Source organism: Sphingobacterium sp. UBA7855 (assembly GCA_002500745.1).
GTDB lineage: Bacteria > Bacteroidota > Bacteroidia > Sphingobacteriales > Sphingobacteriaceae > Sphingobacterium.
Genome location: DLST01000011.1, coordinates 53,573 through 69,284, shown reverse-complemented (window position 1 = coordinate 69,284; position 15,712 = coordinate 53,573). Strand labels below are relative to the sequence as shown.

Below are 15,712 nucleotides of genomic sequence, written 5' to 3'. Positions count from 1 at the left end.
GGCAGCTTTTTGCCTTTAGCAAAAATAAAATATAGACTTATTTTAATGAAAGTTTTTCACTTAAGTGTAGAATGTTATCCCGTGGCCAAAGTTGGCGGGCTTGCGGATGTCGTAGGAGCATTGCCCAAGTATCAGGCCAAACTTGGTTGGGAAGCAGCAGTTGTTATGCCTTGGTATGACCGCCCGTTTGTTCGGGACCACGCTTTTACGGTTGTTCACGAGGGTTTTTTCGACCAAGGATCCGAAATGTTGAATTTTACTGTTTACAAGGAGGCAGAAGATGTACTTGGTTTTGAGCTCTATTTAATCAAGATTCCAGGCAAACTCGATCGTCAGGAAGTGTATTGCTATGCGGATGAGGGTGAGCAATTTATGGCTTTTCAGCATGCTGTATTAAGCTGGTTTAAGGCAAAAGCTATACGGCCTGATATTGTGCATTGTCACGATCATCATGTCGGCTTAATACCTTTTTTGATGAAATATAGCCATGACTACCTTGATCTCGCCGATGTAAAAACAGTGGCTACTGTACATAATGGGCAGTACCAAGGTTGGACTCCGTGGAGCAAGGCAGTGCTATTACCTACTTATGATAGCTGGAAATGGGGCCTGTTAGATTGGGATGGTTTAATTAATCCACTTGCTGCCCTGATCAAATGTTGCGATGCGTATACGACAGTGTCTGAAGGGTATCTGGAAGAGCTTTATCTAGAAGCTAATGGTTTGCAACAGTTATTTTATGATGAGCGGGATAAATCGGTCGGAATTGTCAATGGCATCGACTGGGAGATATGGGATCCTGTGACAGACTATACGCTAATCGCGAATTACGATCCTAAACAAGCTTTTGCGGGTAAATTGAAAAATAAAGAGGCCTTGGCAACGCAATATAAGATCGATCCTAAGTTACCATTGCTGGTTTTTATCGGTCGCTTTGCCACTGAAAAGGGTGCTGATTTACTACCGGATATAATTTTGCAATTAACAGCGGAATATCCAGGTAGATTAGGTATATTTATACTAGGTGCCGGAGATCCTGCGATCCAGTCGCGTGTGAAATCGCTCGTTGATGCTGGCGTGGAAAATCTGGACGTGTTCTTTGGTTATGATGAAAACCTTGCACATTGGCTGTACGCGAGTGCGGACTTTCTTTTAATGCCTTCCCGGGTGGAACCTTGCGGGCTTAACCAGCTCTATGCTATGAAATATGGCACATTGCCTGTGGTACATCGCGTGGGCGGACTAAGAGATACTGTAATTGATCTTGATAATGATGGTTATGGTGTTGGTTTTGAAGGTCTGACAATACCTTTAATTACGGAAGCTATTATTCGTGCTACCACTTTTTACGCGAACAAAAAGCAGTTTGAATTGAATCAACGTAAAATGATGCGCTTGGATTTTTCTTGGGATAAATCTGCTGCAAAATATATAAGTCTATATAACCAAATAATGTAATTTGATATGTCACGTCACAATGTAGTAGCTATCGTCTTGGGCGGGGGAAGGGGCTCACGTCTGTATCCATTGACCGATCAGCGGTCTAAACCAGCAGTTCCCATTGCAGGGAAATATCGTTTGGTGGACATTCCCATCTCGAATTGTCTTAATTCGGGTTTCAATAAGATTTTTGTATTGACCCAGTTCAATTCTTCATCGCTCAACTCGCATATTAAGAACACCTATAACTTTAGTATTTTTAGTAAGGGGTTTGTCGATATTTTGGCTGCAGAGCAGACCAATGATGGTGACAAATGGTTTGAAGGGACAGCCGATGCGGTACGTCGCTCATTCCGCAAGTTGGCGAGCATTGATTATGATTATATATTGATCTTATCCGGCGATCAGTTGTACCAAATGGATTTTGATGCCCTGGTAGACTTCCACGTTGAAAATGAGGGTGATCTGACGATTGCAACTATTCCTGTAAATGGAAAAGACGCGACGGGATTTGGCATCCTGAAATCAGATGAAAAAAATCACATTACGTCTTTTATCGAAAAGCCGAAGACGGAGCAATTGGTGGATTGGAATTCCGAAGTTAGTGATCATTTAAAGCGTGAAGGTAGAGAGTACCTGGCGTCCATGGGGATCTATGTTTTTTCTAAGAGCGTGCTCAAGCGTATGCTCGAGGAAAATGAAGGGATGGATTTTGGTAAAGAAATTATTCCGGATGCGATCGAGACACACAGGGTGCTCAGTTACCAATTTGAGGGCTATTGGACTGATATTGGAACAATAGGGTCTTTCTATGAAGCGAATATTGGTCTGACCGATAATATCCCAGCCTTTAATTTATTTGACAAAAATACGGTTTTCACACGTCCGAGAATGTTGCCGCCGTCAAAAATATCGGGAACAACATTAATCAATTCGGTTATTTCCGACGGATGTATTATTCAGGCTGATAAGATTGACCGCTCGGTTGTTGGAGTTCGTTCGCGTATCGGCACAGGATCTGTGGTGCGAGGCACCTATATGATGGGATCCGATTATTATGAGGATCTTGTTGATATGGAGGAGGCCAAGCGGAAAAATGTTCCCGTAGTAGGTGTCGGTGAGCGGTGTTATATCGAAAATGCGATTCTGGATAAAAACTGCCGTATTGGCAATGATGTGCGTATTAATGGCGGCCCGCATCTTTTAAATGCTAACCACGCAACTTATACCATTTGTGATGGGATCGTGGTCGTTAAAAAGAATGCGGTTATTCCAAACGGTACGACGATAGGATTGACGTCCAGCTAAATTTTAGTGTACAAGGGAGGTAATTTAGTCGTATCAATTTATGTTATAATTATAGCTGTCTCTTAAAAGCAATCGCCCGGACACAATTTGCCTCGTGAAGAAAATTTGTGGCGTGGTACTGTCTTTGCTATGGATCATATATTATCATAAAATAGTATGCGATTTAGACAGATTATCTCCCTTTTTTTTGTGTTGTTTACCCTGGTCAACTGCGATACGTCTTTGATGGTGCAGGGGACTGGCGTATTGCGCGATGCAGCGCGTAAATTTGAGCTTCGGAATAGCAACAGGACGGTGATTTATATTCCAATGCGGCATTTGGGCACACGGGTATACTATGATCATATCCAAAATACCGTCGATTCTCTTCAAAAATCAGGATATGTCGTTTTTTACGAAAGTATAGCCTATCAGGTAGATAGCGCTGCGCAACGCGATCTTTATGACCGTAAGTTCAGAAAGTTGACAGGCAATCGGCTTGGATTGCAGCAATGCATTGAAACACCTGAAGATACGTCAAGAGTACTCCGGGCGTCCATGTACCGTAAACTCGGGCAGCGAATTATTAGTCAGCCCGATTATTCGTTTTTCCGCGTAGATTATAAGACAGCCGTGAATGCCGATATTCCAAAAAATAAATTACTTGACGAGTTTGAATACTTGTATGGTACCATCAATCTGGATGCATGTGATTTTAAAACGCCACTGAATGAGCCTTATTCCTGTAAGTCCATGAAGGCAGCATTAAAAAACAAATTTGATAAAGAATTTATCATGAAAAAAAGGGAAGAGAATCTAGCGTCTTTAGTGGCTGATGCTCCACAACAGAAGATTTTAATCTTATTTGGAACATCGCATTTTAAAGGCTTTTTGCGTAATTTGCAAGCTCGGGATCCCAAATGGATACAGATCAAATAATATGTTAGAAAAACTGTTTATCGTATTGCTTATACCGGTGACGATTTATGTCGTATATTATCTGCTAAATCGTACAGCCAAAAATAGCAAAGCCATCACACGTGTATTAAGTGACGAAGGTAAGGAAATTCTCGAAAGGGAAGTTGCTTACTACCGCAAATTGTCCACTGCTGACCGAGCGGAATTTGAATCGCGCTGTCTAGATTTTTTGGATACGGTCAAAGTGGAAGGTGTGGGGGTAGAGATTGAACTGAAAGATTATATGATGATTGCTGCAAGTGCGATTATACCTATATTTTCCTTTAAAAAATGGACCTATCCAAACCTAACGAATATTATGGTTTATCCTTCGCAGTTCAATACAGCTTATGAATTTGAAGGACATGCGGATCGCCATATTATGGGTATGGTCGGAGAAGGCGCCATGAACGGACAGATGATTTTGTCCAAGTCGGCTTTGGAATATGGATTTAGAAATCCAAATGACGGAGAGAATACCGCCATTCATGAATTTGTTCATCTCCTCGATAAAACCGATGGCACAGTAGATGGCATTCCGGCGCAATTAATGGATAAAGCTTCGGTAATACCTTTTATGAACTTAATACGAAAAGAAATTGACAATATAAAAGCCAATAAATCCGATATTGATGTGTATGGAATGACGAATCCGGCAGAGTTTTTTGCTGTTGCATCGGAATATTTCTTTGAGAATCCAGACAAATTTAAACAACATCATCCGGAACTTTATAAGGGGCTTTCTGAAATTTTTGAACAAAGCTAATTATTAATAATTGAAATTTTTTCTATTCTACAATTATCCTGGTTTGCATCTTCTACTGTCGTAATAATCAGGGGATGGCCCAGCAGGAGATACCTCCATTGTTTATCCAGAGGGGAGAAGTTCGATCCGCTATGAGCATACGCTGCTGGGCATACACGACTACACAAAAGTAAATAGGCTAATCAAGATTTTAGAGGAATCAAATGATCAACTTAATCTAACAAAACTGAATGCAAAAATTGCAAAACTCAATATAGCGAAACGCTATGCAGACTGGAATAACGATCTCAATGACGCAAAGAATTTTGCGAATGAACTGTCCCAATAAATCAGACTAAGCAGCAAATAGCCAATATGGTTTTGCCCATGGAAATTGAAAAACCATTACCCCTATAATATTGTTGTTAACATGTAGCGACTGGCTAAACAGCACAAATCGCTTGATTACATTCTAAAATTATATTATGCGTATGAAAAATGTAGCACATCAGATTGTTGACCTTTTAAAAAATGCGGGAATAAAGCGTATTTATGCCGTAACAGGCGATAGTTTAAATTTTTTTAACGAAGCGGTCCACGCCGATGGAACGATGCAATGGATACATGTAAGACATGAGGAAGCTGGAGCATTTGCCGCAACAGCAGAAGCAGATTTACATGGGATTGCCTGTTGCGCGGGTAGTAGTGGACCTGGGCATGTGCATCTGATCAATGGTGTGTATGAAGCCCACAAAACGCGTGTACCGATGCTTGTGATTGCGTCAACGTGTGCTACATACGAGTTTGGAACAGATTATTTTCAAGAAACCAATCCGATCAAATTGTTTGATGATTGTTCTTGCTACAATCAAATGATCACCCGACCTGAGCAGGTGCAACGCATGGTTCAGAATGCACTTCAACAAGCTATATCAAAACGTGATGTTGCTGTTATCGGACTCCCTGGGGACGTCTCTGAAATGGAGGCGGTCGATATGAATACATCGTCGAAAGTATTTTTTACTGAGCCTCAGGTGAGACCTTCGGACATGGAAATCGGTCGTTTGGCACAGTATATCAATCAGGCCGAAAAAGTGACTTTATTTTGTGGTGTCGGTGCAAAAAAAGCGCAAAAGCAGATTGTTGAATTATCCCAAAAAATCCACGCGCCAGTGGGCTATTCTTTTAAATCAAAGTTGGATATTCAGCGCGATAACCCCAATGAAATTGGTATGACCGGACTGCTAGGTATGGCTTCGGCTTTTCAAAGTATGCATCAATCCGATCTTATTCTACTTCTTGGAACCGACTTTCCTTATAAGGATTTTATACCTACGAATAAAACCATTATTCAGATTGACATTGAAGGTGAAAAGCTAGGACGGCGATCTATAGTAGATTATGGGTTGGTGGGAGATATCGAGCATACGTTAAGAGCTGTATTGCCCTTTATAGAGGCCCGGGCCGACACGGAATTTTTAGATAAGCAGTTGGAGTCTTACGCGAAGGTGAAAGAAGATTTAATGACTTACGTAGACGATCGGGGTAGTGAATGCGCTATTCAACCTGAATTTGTTGCCCATGCAATTGATCAGAAGGCCAGTGATGATGCTGTATTTTTGCTGGATACAGGAATGTGCTGTGTTTGGGGAGCGCGTTATATTAACCAGCGCAGGGACCGTATTATGTTGGGCTCCTTCAATCATGGTTCTATGGCAAATGCTATGCCGATGGCTATTGGAGCAGCATTAACACATCCCGAACGCCAAATAATTGCATTTTGTGGTGATGGAGGATTGTCTATGTTACTGGGGGATCTCGCAACAATAAAGCAATATAACTTACCCATTAAAATCGTTGTTTTCAACAATCGCTCACTGGGCATGGTCAAGTTGGAAATGCAGGTGGCGGGTTTGAAAGATCAGGAAACCAATATGGTGAACCCTGACTTTGCGCTGATTGCGCAGGCAATGGGGATTCGCGCATTTACGGTAACCCAGCCGGAAGATGTGGATAGGGTACTCAATGAAGCACTCAACATCACCGATGAACCCGTTCTGCTGGATATTTATACCAATCCAAATGCGCTTGCCATGCCGCCGAAGATATCATTTAGCCAAATGAAAGGCATGACAGAAAGTATGGCTAAGTTGATGTTATCGGGTAATTTTGAAGAAGTATGGGATACCATTAAGTCGAATTATAAGCATTTAAAATCGCTTTAGTTATTGCTGACAAACTGGTCAAGAAACACACAATGCCCTTGAAAATTAACTTTGAGGGCATTGTGTGTTAAAGTAGATTTGGAAGAAATAATATCTTAATATTGACGTTGAACAAACCATAGGCTTTTGAGTAACTCTTCCTTACAGCGTCTGAGTTTTTCAATTTTCGATTCTGGAGAAATTCCAACTTGCTCATTAACAATAATAGCTAAGTCTGTTTCAATCGACAATTTTGTGAGTGAATTACATCCACTATCAAATTTCTTAAAGCTTACATCTTTCATACTAATATTGGTTAAGAATTCCTGAATTTTATCACGTACAATTTACTAATAAAAATTAGCTTTACAATAAGCCTTCGATAATTTTATTGTTACTAAATTGTTTATTTTTAATGCCTTATCGGTAATATTGATAGCAATTTATTTAATATATAAACAATGTTTACATTTTTTTGTTTTGTGAATTTTAAAATTCTAAATGTTAGTTATTTAAAACAAAATTTATTTTGAATTGCTTTTTATAGTGTAATAAAAAATACAATATGAGAATAATAAATTTTGGATTTATACTATTGCTGTGTAGTACTGCTTGTCGCCAAGAAAAGAAAAACCAGGAGTCTTCAACGAAGCGGGATACGACTGTGTATAATGCTCGACCAATGGAAGGTTCAATACCTTCTACCGGAAACAGTACTTATCAATACCTTAAAAATGGCGATACAATTTCATTGTTAATCGTTATCGATGGAGAAAAAGTACATGGTGATTTAAGTTATGCCTGGAAGGAAAAAGACCGAAACACGGGACATATTGAGGGGGAGTTAAAAGGCGATCTGATACTGGCTGATTATACCTTTTTGTCTGAGGGACAGGAATCTGTCCGACAAGTAGCGTTTAAACTCTCCAAGGAGTATGCCCTAGAGGGTTATGGTGCAATGGAGGAAAAAGCTGGAAAAATGTCTTTTGTTGATATAAACAAGTTAGCATTTGATGAAAAATTCCCACTAAGAAACGTATCTGGGGATAAATGAGATTAACTTTGGGATAAATATTAGCAGGCCGACTAGTAATGCTGTGATGCTGCTTATCATCACAGCGGCTGCGGCTACATCTTTAATCTTTTTTATGGTTGGGTTTTCCTCGTTACAGGTAAAGTCGGCTATATTTTCCATAGCGGTATTGAATAGCTCACAGACAAACACGAAGCCAATGGAAAATAGCACGGCAATCCATTCGTTTACAGTGATGTTAAGTATAATGGAGAAAATTATGACGATAACAGCCGCTACGCTATGCACCCTAAAATTGTGTTCCTCCTGCCAAGCTGTTTTTAGTCCGTTGAAGGCATAGCGAAAACTCTTTAATCTTGCACTAAATGAAAAGCTGTCTTTTGCCATTGTAGTTATTTCTATTTTGATATAAAGATAATGGTTTATAAGGGTCGAGTATGCAAGATTTTTAGTGTTTTTTTATGCCAATCTAATCCTGTTATACTATTCATTTTATTTCGTGTTTTAAATCTAAGTCTACTTTATACACCTTTTCTTTCGAATGCCTTCTAATTTTCATTAAATTGCTGTATGATCTATAATTTTGACAAAACAATTGTTCGCAGGGGTACAGATTCAGTCAAATGGAATCAGCAGAACTATGAAGATTTGATTCCGCTTTGGGTGGCTGATATGGATTTTCCTGCAGCACAGCCTATCGTAGATGCACTTTCAGAACGGGTCCGGCATGCAATATATGGTTATGCTTCCGTTCCTTTTGCCTTTTACAGCGCGATTATAAAGTGGTCTTTTCAACGACATAAATTCGCGCTTCAGCGGGAATGGCTGCTCCCTGTTATTGGTGTTGTACCGGCACTTTCGGCTTTGGTTAAAGCATTTACCACTCCTGGTGACAAGATTCTGGTTCAGGAACCTGTCTATCATTGTTTTTTTTCTTCTATTGAACGTAATGGGGCGGAGGTTGTATCCAATGACTTAAAGTATCATGATGGGCAGTATAGCATCGACTTTGAGGATTTTGAATTGAAGGCAAGCGACCCGAGCGTTAAGGTATTTATCTTATGCAGCCCCCATAATCCGGCAGGACGGGTTTGGACTCGAGCGGAATTAGAACGTTTAGGAGCTATCTGCTTGCGGCATCATGTTTTAGTTATTTCAGACGAAATTCATTGTGATTTGGTATTTGATGGCTATACGCATATTCCATTTGGAAGCATCAGCGCTTCCTTCTTGGCAAATTCAATTACCTGCATTGCGCCGAGCAAAAGCTTTAACTTGGCAGGCTTACAGGTTGCCACGGTCGTTGCAGCAGATCCTGAGCTCAAGAAGAAGGTACAGCTGGCTTTTCTTGCAAATGAGATTAGTAGTGTAAGCCCTTTCGCCATAACAGGTTTGATAGCCGCATACGAAGCGGGTGGGGAATGGTTGGATCAGGCGTTAGATTATATTCACGCCAATTATTTGCATTTAAAAGATTTTATGACTGAGCATCTTTCGGCTTTGCATATACTTCCTTTGGAAGGAACCTATCTTGTATGGGTAGATTGTAGTGCTTTAGGTGTTTCAAGTGGAAAATTGGGGCAGTTGTTATTGGAAGAAGTGCACGTTCAGGTCAATGTTGGAACAATGTACGGAAAGGGAAGCGACAACTTTATTCGGCTAAATATTGCCTGCTCAAGGGATGTTTTAAATAACGGTTTACTGCGTTTAAAAAAAGTTTTTTTACCATTACTGCAAGCAGCGGAGTAGCTGATAGTCATCCCGATGTGAAAGTTAATTATTTCCGCAGATGTTGATGTCATGGTGTCGGGACCAACAAAAAATCCGCTACATTATACGATGAAGCGGATTTTTTGATACTTGTTTCAGTGCATATTAAATACCCATTTCTTTCAGAATGAACTGGGCATTATCAATTTTATCGGCAACCCAAAGGACATACCGTATGTCTACGCCGATAGATCTACTATAGCTTTCGTTCCAGGCGAAATCATTGATTGTTGCGTCATAGGCACGATCAAAATTTACGCCGATCAATTCGCCTTTGGCATTCATAATTGGAGATCCTGAATTTCCTCCGGTCGTATCCATATCATATAAAATATTCACAGGGACAGATCCGAGATCTTTTTGCAGGTAAGGTCCAAAATTTTTGTTGCGATAAGCTGTTTTGATTTCTTGTGGATAGTCAAACTCAGGCAAGCCGAGGTTTCCTTTTTGAATGATTCCTTCGATTGTTGTGAACGGCTTCATATAGGTTGCGTCAGCAGGAGAATAACCTTTGATGTGACCATAAGTCAAGCGTAAGGTAGAGTTTGCATCCGGAATAAAGTTTTTGGCCTGAAAAATTTCCTTAACAGCGACATAATCGCCCATTAATTTGTTGAGCACCCCTTCGCGTCTTTTTTGCTCAGCCGCATACTCGACGATATCGTTGTTTAGCTTATTCTGGAAATCCAATAATTCGTCGTTAAATTTTTGCAGCGCGTCGGCATTGGCCAAGACGGTATTGAGTATATATTGTTGATCGCCAAGTTTGCTATTCTGAATGATTTCATTAGCATACTGTTGCGCTTTTTCCTTGTTAAATTGCAATTTCTGAATCGAGGCAAGTTGGTTTTTGCCTTTGAAGGCAACGGCATCTTCCAACATTTTAGCGAAAATCTGCTTATCGGCTTGTTTATTATAACTTTCGTAAGTTTCTTTGAGAGCCGTTTTTAATTTTTCGCTATTTAGATCGAACAATTGTTTGGCCGATTGAGGTGATCTCTCGTTGGCTAAGAAGGCTTTCAACATATTGATATCGCGAGCGACTTTCAATAGGCTCGTGCTGTTGTAAATGTTGTTGATCCAAAGCTCCTTTAGCGCATCTTGATCACTCAATTGGTAATACGCGTCAATTTCAGCAAGAAGATTTCCATATTTATCTTTAAGTTCGGGCTTACTTAAAATAAATGCGCCCAATGCTTCGTCTTCCTGTTTTTTTGTCGAAAGCAGGTCGATACCTTTTAGACCCTTGAGTTTGCCACGATAGTTCTTTAATACATTGGCATTGCGTTTTATACGAGTGGCCAAGGATAATGCAATATCAGTATTGTCTTTTCCAGCTTCTTCCATTTGTCTATTTTGGAAGTCGTATAAATTGGATACGTAAGGTAAAAGATATTCTTGTTGATATCGGATATATTGTGCTGGGCGGTGGCGGAATGTTTTTCCGGGATAGCCGAGTATAAAGGTAAAATCATTTTCCCGTACGCCATTTGGATTGACCTTAAGGTGTTTTTTTGGCTGGTAAGGAACGTTATCTTTTGAATAAGGAGCAGATTTTCCGTTTTTGTCTACGTATGCCCTTAGAAAAGAATAATCTCCCGTGTGGCGAGGCCATACCCAGTTGTCTGTTTCTCCACCAAATTCACCGATATTTTGACGGGGAATATAAACTAGACGAACATCCTCGATCGTTTTATAGCGAAACAACACATAACTTTTTCCGATAAACATTTCTGACACTTCGGCTTTAATGGTTGGATCCTCTTTTTCAGCTTGTTTAACTAGTTCCTGCTGCTTACGTTTGATGGTATTGATGCGCTCTACAGGATCGCTGATATTGGCCACAGCATTTAATACTTTGGCTGAAACGTCTTCGTAAGAATCGGTGATTCTGATTTTTAATCCTTTAGCTTCAATCTCTTGTTCTTGGTTTTGCGCGACGAAACCATTTTTCAGGTAATTGTTTATTGCTGTACTGGCAAGCTGAACAGCCGAAAAGGCACAGTGGTGATTGGTCATGATCAGTCCACGATTGGAAACAAATGATCCTGTACATCCGCTGACTTGAACAAGGGCATCTACCAGACCGACCCGGCCAGGATTGTAAATATCTTTCTCACTGATCTTTAGTCCAGCTTTCTTCAACCCAGCCCTATTCAATTCGCTTAGTGGAAACATTCCTTCGTCCAGATTCGCCTTGGTATAGGAGCTATTCGCCACGGTTAAGAATAACGCTAGCGCAATTGTCGTATGATTTATAAACTTCATAGGATTTTAACTATCAACTGTTGTAAATCTTCAAATTTAAGAAAAGCATTTTGATGAAATCAATTTTTTATGTGAACAAATGTAACAATAGTGGATATATAGGGCTTTTTTGGCAAGGTATTTATTATATAATATGCAGGAGAAATACTTATGTTGACTTTAATTATAAAGGATTTGACTATGGTTTACGACAGGATTCGTAGTTTTGTGCTTTAAAGATAGTAAGATGACCTTAATCCAATTGGAATATATTGTAGCTGTTGATACCTACCGAAGTTTTGTGGCAGCTGCCGAAAAATGTTATGTGACGCAGCCAACATTAAGTATGCAAATTCAAAAACTCGAAGAGTCCTTAGGAGCGAAAATCTTTGATCGCAGTCGCCAGCCTGTTATTCCAACAGAAATTGGCGAGAAAATTATTCTTCAGGCCCGACTCGTTTTAACAGAAAGCCGCAAGATCAATGAAATTGTTCAAGATAAAAAAGGAGAAATTGAGGGCACCTTAAAGGTCGGTGTCATTCCAACAATTGCCCCTTATTTACTTCCGAATGTGTTGGCCACATTTATGGAGAAGTATCCGAAATTACAATTGCAGATATGGGAATATACGACAGAACGAATTGTTCATGAATTGAAAGTCGGACTTTTGGATTGTGGATTGTTGTCAACGCCGTTAAATGACCCTGGAATATTGGAATCGCCTTTGTTTTATGAAAATTTTGTTGCTTATATTTCAACCAATAGTTCGCTATTTTCAAAGAAAATACTTAGTGGTGATGATATCGCTGACGATAAGCTTTGGTTACTTAATGAGGGCCACTGCATGCGCGGTCAAGTGCTTAATATTTGTCACCACAAGCACAATCAAGATCTTACAGGAAGATTTGAGTACAATACGGGTAGTGTAGAGACGTTAAAGCGCATGGTGGATGTCAACGATGGAATCACGATATTGCCGGAATTATCGATTTGGGATTATTCTGATGATCAATTGGATCGAATCCGTTATTTCAAATCGCCAGAACCGGTACGTGAAATATCCTTGGTAACGACCCAAAATTATGTTAAGAGACATGCAATCCAGGCCTTAGAAAAAGAAATACTCGCTGTAGTGCCTGATAAATTTAAAACAAAAAAGAAGAAGGAAGTGTTGAGCTTTCAATAAGTTGTTATGGAAAACCTCAAAGGACGTTTTTTTAGAAAGATAGACCAGATTAACCAATGGCGGATGAAAAAAGTTTCGAACAGAAATTTTATCATTCTATTGGCATTTTTGGTGGGGATTGTTGGTGGTATCATGGCATCTGTGCTCAAGCGGCTGACCCATTTTATTGCGGCAACCATACAAGATGATATTGATTGGAAGGTAAAGTACTCGGTCTATTTGATTTTTCCGTTGATCGGGATCTTGCTTAGTGTATTTTTTGTTCGTAAGTTTTTAAAAGGGAAGAAGATGGAGCACGGCATTACTCCAATCATTTATGCCATTAGTCGTAAAGGAAGCCGGTTAGACCCAAGTAATATCTATTCGCAGGTAGTCACCTCGGCAATTACCGTGGGTTTTGGTGGATCTTGTGGTTTGGAGGCTCCAGTCGCTTTGGGCGGATCTTCTATTGGTTCTAATATAGCCCGCTTTTTTGGTTTACAGTATAAGGAAGTTACTATGTTATTGGCCTGTGGAGCCGCAGCGGGAATTTCTGGGGCGTTCAACAGTCCTTTGGCGGGAATGATTTTTGCGATCGAGATTTTACTGCCTGAATTTTCTATTCCTGTTTTTATTCCTTTATTGATTTCATCGGCTCTGGCGTCAGTTGTGTCGCGAGTCTTGTACAATGAACCTCTCTTTAGTACGTTTAATTCCGATTGGCAGGTTTCGGCGTTACTATTTTATTTGCTGCTGGCGGTGCTTATTGGTCTTTATACCATTTATTTTGCGCGTGTTTCCAGAACGGTAGGAAAATGGTTCGCAAACATTAAGAATCCCTATAACAAAGTTTGGGTGAGTGGTATTTCATTAGGTTTGATGATTTTTGTATTTCCCGCACTTTACGGTGAGGGATATATTACCATACAGCAAATTCTCAACGGGCAGTTTAACTCGATTGTTAAAAACAGTTTGTTTTCGAATTATAAGGACATTGGCTTAGTGGTCTTTGGTTATACGATATTGACATTATTTGGAAAATCGTTTGCTGCACTGTTTACATTGAATGGGGGAGGCAACGGGGGCGTTTTTGGACCAAGTTTGGTAATGGGGGGACTGTTGGGCTTTGCGTTTTCATACGGGATAAACTTGACTGGGATTGCCGAGTTAAATGTACCTAATTTTGTGGTAGCGGGAATGGCTGGTGCTTTGAGTGGCATTATGCATGCTCCGTTAACTGGTATATTTTTGATTGCAGAGGTGACCGGGGGGTACACATTAATGGTTCCTTTGATGTTGGTCTGTTCAATTTCTTACTTGATTAATCGGACCGTATTGAAACACTCCATTTATACTAAAGTATTGGCGGAATCGGGAGATCTGATTTCTTATGAGGATAAGGATCGATCGGTACTCAGTATGATGCGAATAAAATATGTGTTGGAAACTAATTTTGTCATCCTGCGTCCGGATGAAACACCTAAAACGAGGCAGACGGACATTATCCACAGTAAGCGTAATATTTTTCCGGTAGTGGATTACGAGGGTAAATTTATTGGTCTTGTTTACAGCGAGTTTCTCTTTTCTGCGTTATTGGGAGAAGTAGAGGGGGGAGATACGACCTTTGAAAAATTAGCTCAGAAGCCAAATGATACTGTAGGAATCAATGAAAATATGGAAATTGTGATGGCCAAAATGAATAAGGATGATACTTGGATACTTCCGGTTTTAGGAGCCGAAAACAAATATATGGGCTTTGTATCCAAATCGAGTGTATTTAACAAGTACCGGGCACTACTAATACGCCAGGGGCATTATTTGGAATAGCTAGACCGCGTCATCTTTGGGATAAGCATCCTCGGATGGATTTAGACCCAAGGATGCTTAAAAAATTTATTAACTACGCAAAGCCATGATCTTGCTGACATATTTCCCGATAATATCAAATTCGAGATTGACTGTGCTACCTACTTCGACATGTTGCAAGTTGGTATGTTCGAGTGTATAGGGAATGATCGCGACGGAAAATTGATCGTTTCTTGAATCTACAACTGTCAAGCTGATACCATTTACAGTAATTGATCCCTTTTCTACGGTAATATTTTGTTTGGAGATATCATATTGAAATGTAAAAACATAACTACCATTTTCGTCCCGCTTGGCAATGCAACTGGCAATCTGATCGACATGCCCTTGTACGATATGTCCATCGAATCTGCCACCAGCCAAGGTGCAGCGTTCCAGGTTGATCAAGTCTCCCACTTTTAATTGTGCTAAATTTGTCTTTTGCAGCGTTTCGTCAATTGCCGTTACCTGATGGAGATCGTTGTTTAATCCAACCACAGTGAGACATACTCCATTGTGGCTCACACTTTGGTCTATTTTAAGTTCATTGGAAATAGCGGAACTGACATAAAAATGAATATTGCTTTTGTCGTGTTCGATATTTTCTATTTTTCCTAGCGTTTCTATAATTCCAGTAAACATGATGCTTTTTTTGATTGATTCAAAGTTACTAAATAATTAAATCAATCACCTAAGTTTAGATCCTACAAAAATGGGCCGTAAAAGATCATGTCTCTAGCGTTAAAAAAATGAGAAAAGATTGTAGTGTACATTTTACACTTACTAATCCTTTTGTGAAGGCTGTCCCAAAGCAAATTTATGGGAGTTGAAAAAAAATATAACAAAATTTTTGTTTATATCATTTGAACCATTATCTTTGTCATAGGTTTAGGTTGATTGCCTCTACAAAGAGGTATTTATAAAAGCTTAGCAGGTCGCCCGACCAATGCTAAGCTTTTTTTTAGCACCTACTTTTTATCTTTATTCCATCTCATCTGAGTAGTACGTTATTACTTTTT

General features: G+C 39.8%; 13 protein-coding genes and 1 pseudogene. 10 read left to right on the top strand and 4 right to left on the bottom strand.

The genetic code is table 11. The annotated features are described in order from the left end of the window. The first annotated feature begins 45 nt into the window (after window positions 1–45). The 6 genes and pseudogenes from B2107_RS09090 (at window position 46) to B2107_RS09070 (ending at window position 6,654) form a co-directional block, all read left to right on the top strand. On the top strand, window positions 46–1,458 hold the full coding sequence (locus B2107_RS09090; RefSeq protein ID WP_293955201.1) for a glycogen synthase: 1,413 nt from the start codon (window positions 46–48) through the stop codon (window positions 1,456–1,458). 6 nt (window positions 1,459–1,464) lie between these two features. After that, on the top strand, window positions 1,465–2,748 hold the full coding sequence (locus B2107_RS09085) for a glucose-1-phosphate adenylyltransferase (RefSeq protein ID WP_293955199.1): 1,284 nt from the start codon (window positions 1,465–1,467) through the stop codon (window positions 2,746–2,748). Window positions 2,749–2,904: 156 nt separating this feature from the next. After that, the gene (locus tag B2107_RS09080) at window positions 2,905–3,666 is read left to right on the top strand and encodes a hypothetical protein (protein WP_293955197.1); all 762 of its coding nucleotides are present in this window, start codon (window positions 2,905–2,907) and stop codon (window positions 3,664–3,666) included. Between the two features lies 1 nt (window position 3,667). After that, window positions 3,668–4,450: a zinc-dependent peptidase gene (locus B2107_RS09075; protein WP_293955195.1), complete on the top strand. Its 783-nt coding sequence runs from the start codon at window positions 3,668–3,670 to the stop codon at window positions 4,448–4,450. A gap of 91 nt (window positions 4,451–4,541) precedes the next feature. After that, window positions 4,542–4,778: pseudogene (locus B2107_RS21905) on the top strand (hypothetical protein); the annotation flags it as partial. A 142-nt stretch (window positions 4,779–4,920) separates the two neighbouring features. Continuing rightward, entirely contained in the window at window positions 4,921–6,654 is a 1,734-nt protein-coding gene (locus B2107_RS09070; protein ID WP_293955193.1) for a thiamine pyrophosphate-dependent enzyme, read from the top strand. A 95-nt stretch (window positions 6,655–6,749) separates the two neighbouring features. Here the strand turns inward: B2107_RS09070 and B2107_RS09065 are convergent, their stop codons facing one another. Continuing rightward, the gene (locus B2107_RS09065; protein ID WP_209575606.1) at window positions 6,750–6,938 is read right to left on the bottom strand and encodes a hypothetical protein; all 189 of its coding nucleotides are present in this window, start codon (window positions 6,936–6,938) and stop codon (window positions 6,750–6,752) included. 260 nt (window positions 6,939–7,198) lie between these two features. On the opposite strand from B2107_RS09065, the gene B2107_RS09060 reads away from it, so the two are divergent. Further along, window positions 7,199–7,687, top strand: a complete 489-nt coding sequence (locus B2107_RS09060) for a hypothetical protein (RefSeq protein ID WP_293955191.1) — start codon at window positions 7,199–7,201, stop codon at window positions 7,685–7,687. On the opposite strand, the gene B2107_RS09055 is transcribed toward B2107_RS09060, so the two are convergent. Further along, a complete protein-coding gene (locus B2107_RS09055; protein ID WP_293955189.1) occupies window positions 7,661–8,053 on the bottom strand; it encodes a diacylglycerol kinase family protein in 393 nt (130 codons plus the stop codon). The two genes, B2107_RS09060 and B2107_RS09055, sit on opposite strands and share 27 nt — an antisense overlap. A 183-nt stretch (window positions 8,054–8,236) precedes the next feature. Here B2107_RS09055 and B2107_RS09050 point away from each other — a divergent pair, with 183 nt between their 5' ends. Continuing rightward, window positions 8,237–9,415 carry a MalY/PatB family protein gene (locus tag B2107_RS09050; RefSeq protein ID WP_293955187.1) on the top strand — a complete coding sequence of 393 codons (1,179 nt, stop codon included), beginning with the start codon at window positions 8,237–8,239 and terminating at the stop codon, window positions 9,413–9,415. A gap of 126 nt (window positions 9,416–9,541) precedes the next feature. Here the strand turns inward: B2107_RS09050 and B2107_RS09045 are convergent, their stop codons facing one another. Continuing rightward, the gene (locus B2107_RS09045; protein ID WP_293955185.1) at window positions 9,542–11,704 is read right to left on the bottom strand and encodes a S46 family peptidase; all 2,163 of its coding nucleotides are present in this window, start codon (window positions 11,702–11,704) and stop codon (window positions 9,542–9,544) included. 226 nt (window positions 11,705–11,930) lie between these two features. Here B2107_RS09045 and B2107_RS09040 point away from each other — a divergent pair, with 226 nt between their 5' ends. After that, the gene (locus tag B2107_RS09040; RefSeq protein WP_293955183.1) at window positions 11,931–12,869 is read left to right on the top strand and encodes a hydrogen peroxide-inducible genes activator; all 939 of its coding nucleotides are present in this window, start codon (window positions 11,931–11,933) and stop codon (window positions 12,867–12,869) included. Between the two features lie 6 nt (window positions 12,870–12,875). Then, on the top strand, window positions 12,876–14,675 hold the full coding sequence (locus B2107_RS09035; protein ID WP_293955181.1) for a chloride channel protein: 1,800 nt from the start codon (window positions 12,876–12,878) through the stop codon (window positions 14,673–14,675). Between the two features lie 69 nt (window positions 14,676–14,744). Here the strand turns inward: B2107_RS09035 and B2107_RS09030 are convergent, their stop codons facing one another. Continuing rightward, the gene (locus tag B2107_RS09030) at window positions 14,745–15,335 is read right to left on the bottom strand and encodes a riboflavin synthase (RefSeq protein ID WP_293955179.1); all 591 of its coding nucleotides are present in this window, start codon (window positions 15,333–15,335) and stop codon (window positions 14,745–14,747) included. Between the last annotated feature and the right edge of the window lie 377 nt (window positions 15,336–15,712).